Source organism: Sulfuricurvum sp., from assembly GCF_019163035.1.
Taxonomy (GTDB): Bacteria; Campylobacterota; Campylobacteria; order Campylobacterales; family Sulfurimonadaceae; genus Sulfuricurvum.
The window spans coordinates 1-2,927 of sequence record NZ_JAFLKV010000014.1 but is presented as its reverse complement, the minus strand read 5'-3'; the positions used below and the strand labels follow the sequence as shown (position 1 = coordinate 2,927).

General features: G+C 42.7%; 2 protein-coding genes and 2 pseudogenes. 2 read left to right on the top strand and 2 right to left on the bottom strand.

Annotated features, from left to right (window positions below; genetic code table 11):
• A pseudogene (locus JZU62_RS01190) lies at positions 1 to 240 on the top strand (HIT family protein); the annotation flags it as partial.
• Here JZU62_RS01190 and JZU62_RS01185 read toward each other — a convergent pair.
• Entirely contained in the window at positions 237 to 1,844 is a 1,608-nt protein-coding gene (locus JZU62_RS01185; RefSeq protein WP_295011117.1) for a DEAD/DEAH box helicase, read from the bottom strand. The pseudogene JZU62_RS01190 and the gene JZU62_RS01185 sit on opposite strands and share 4 nt — an antisense overlap.
• 320 nt (positions 1,845 to 2,164) lie before the next feature.
• Here JZU62_RS01185 and JZU62_RS01180 point away from each other — a divergent pair, with 320 nt between their 5' ends.
• A complete protein-coding gene (locus JZU62_RS01180) occupies positions 2,165 to 2,368 on the top strand; it encodes a hypothetical protein (protein ID WP_295011115.1) in 204 nt (67 codons plus the stop codon).
• 13 nt (positions 2,369 to 2,381) lie between these two features.
• On the opposite strand, the pseudogene JZU62_RS01175 reads toward JZU62_RS01180, so the two are convergent.
• Positions 2,382 to 2,927 (bottom strand): annotated as a pseudogene (locus JZU62_RS01175) (hypothetical protein); the annotation flags it as partial.

Here is a 2,927-nt window from a genome sequence, read left to right as displayed (position 1 = left end):
GCACTCGATATTATCGAAAAAGAGATGCTGGTGTATTTCAAACCTACTAAAATCAATATTGCTTCTTTTGGCAATATGTTACCGAGAGTCCATTGGCATATCATGGCACGCTTCGAGAACGACAGCTATTTTCCTGAACCGATGTGGGGGATGAAACAAAGAGAAGGGTTTGAATTAGAGGCTCCGATGGAGCCTTTTTTGGAGAAGGTAAAACGAGAGTTAAACTCCCGCTTGAATTAATAACGTGGTTTTGGTTTTTGTCCGCTGAAACTGCGTGAACGCTCACCGCGATCATTTCCGCCGCGTTCACCGCCAGAGCTACTACGCTCTCCTCCGCCACTACGTTCGCCACTTCCTGAAGCATTGCGATCGTTGTTACCACGGTATCCGCCTCCGCCGCTACGGTTTCCACCGCTGCCGTTACGGTTACGGTTAAATCCGCCGCTACGTTGTCCGCCACGATCACCGCGACTTGCCAAATTGCTTAGGATTTTTTCTAAACGCTCAGCCGCGATACCGATATTGTTTGGTCCTGCAACAGTATTGCGTTCCATCAATACAGAGATCAATTTATAGGCAATTTGCTCTTGGTCGTAATCTTGTTTCAACAAATCAAGTACTTTATGAGCTTCATCATAGACGTGTTGTTTTTCAATTTCACGAACCAAACGAGTTACTTGTGCCTCTTTAACATCCAATTTACTTGGAATATAAGCGTGCTCCATTGTGGTACCGACTTTTGATCGGATACGTTGAAGTTCTTTAAATTCCATAGGAGTTACAAGGGTAATTGCAACCCCTTTTTTACCCGCACGACCAGTACGTCCGATACGGTGAACATAACTCTCAGGGTCAAATGGAATATGATAGTTGAAAACGTGGGTAACGTCATCGATGTGCAATCCACGCGCCGCAACGTCAGTTGCGATCAATACGTCAACCGCATCAGTTTTAAGCCCTTTGATAACGCTCTCACGTTGACGTTGCTCCATGTCGCCGTGTAGCCCTTTTGCCATGTATCCCGCGGCAGAGAGGACATTAGAGAGACGATCAACCTCTTTTTTAGTGCGACAAAATACAACCGTTTTTTTCGCATCTTCTGAATCCATAAGACGGATAATCGCATCATCACGCTCTGATTCTTCAATAACGTAATACTGTTGAGTAATATCGGTATTGGTCGTTTCCGATTTAGTGATAGAAGCGAAAAATGGATTCACCAAAATACGCTCAGCAAGCTGTTTGATCGGAGCCGGCATCGTTGCCGAGAAGAGCAATGTTTGACGCTCAGTCGGCAAATAGGTAAAGATTTCGTTGATATCATCCAAAAAGCCCATATCGAGCATCTCATCCGCTTCATCCAAGATAACCGTAGATGGAGTGAAACCTTTGAGCATGTTACGGCTCAACATATCGAGCAAACGACCCGGAGTAGCGATGATAACTTGTGCACCGCGCTCGATAAGATCCATTTGACGGTTATATGAGCTTCCACCGTAGATCGTTACGGTACGAACACCGAGGTGTTTACCGTATTTGAAAATTTCATCACCAACTTGATTCGCTAACTCACGAGTTGGAGTAATAATGAGGGCTTCAATCCCCCCTTTTAAATGCATTTTGTTCAACGCAGGAAGACCGAATGCCGCTGTTTTACCTGTACCGGTATGGGCTTGTCCTACAACGTCACGCCCTTCCATAATAACAGGGATAACCATTTGTTGAATTGGGCTTGGTGTTTTAAAACCGGCATGATTGATACTTTGCATGATCTCTTTACGAAGACCGAAAGATTCAAATGTTACCAAGTTTTCGTCTGTGATTGCTTCTTCTATTACGTTCATAATTTACCTTTGTATATACGCCACCGGAAAACCTATTTCCAGCCAGTTACGCTTGCCCACTCATGGGGGAGAGAAATTTGTATGAGGATAAGTTGGATTCTCATCCGCGAGGGCACCTTTGAAAAAGATTTACCAATCTCTTTAGAAGGTACCCAAAATTCAAATGGAATTATAGCTGAAATTTTTATAAAATATACTGATAGTAATAGGTTAACAAAAGATAAAGATAACCTTTAGTTTCAAATCGTCTCTATTTTGTCTGATGTTTTTAAACTTTTAGAACTATACTTCCAAAAATGTATATTAAATCAGGAGTGATTATGTTCAATGTTAAAATGGAAAAAGAGTGTGGCTGTTTCAAACGAAGTGGTATGGAGAGTGTTAAAACATTCGGAAACAAAGATGATGCAATGGTTGAAGCCAAAGAGTGGGTAGAAGAGATGAACGAAACGTTTTGTCAAAAACACAACTTCACGATTGTTGAAGAGGGAAATGACCTCATCATCAAAGTAGAGATGAATTAAGGGGCAATGCCCCTTAGAGTTTTAAATTTAGTTTTTTAATCACCATTTTCTTCGACCAAATGGGATCTTTTAGATCGAGCAACTCCCGAATTTCATCATTAACCAATCGATAAGATACAATAACACTAACCCCGTCTGCTCCAGCTGCCATTGCCAAAGAGTATGCTTTAGCCCCCTGTGCCGGTATCGAAATATTTTGTGTTACTTTAGCCGCTAAATGAGGAACCGTCGGTTTGCCCCGTTTACTTAGATAATGGCTCGTTAGGGATAACGCTTCATTTTTAATCACTTTTCCACCACTTGTGTATTGTGCTTCAATGAGTATCTCACGTGAACCAAATCCATTTGGCAATGCATGGGGTTGAGGATTACTCAAAATGACCTCCAACAGTGCGCCGCTTCTTCGAACATCTACTTTCAGGGCATTTTGCCACATACCCTCCGTGTGAGCACCGACAAACCCATGCTCTCGTATAAGCCGTTTGAGAGGCTTTCCGTTGGCATCACGCAATGTTGCGGCAACACCGTCTTTACGTGGACTCATATGGCAATCAACACA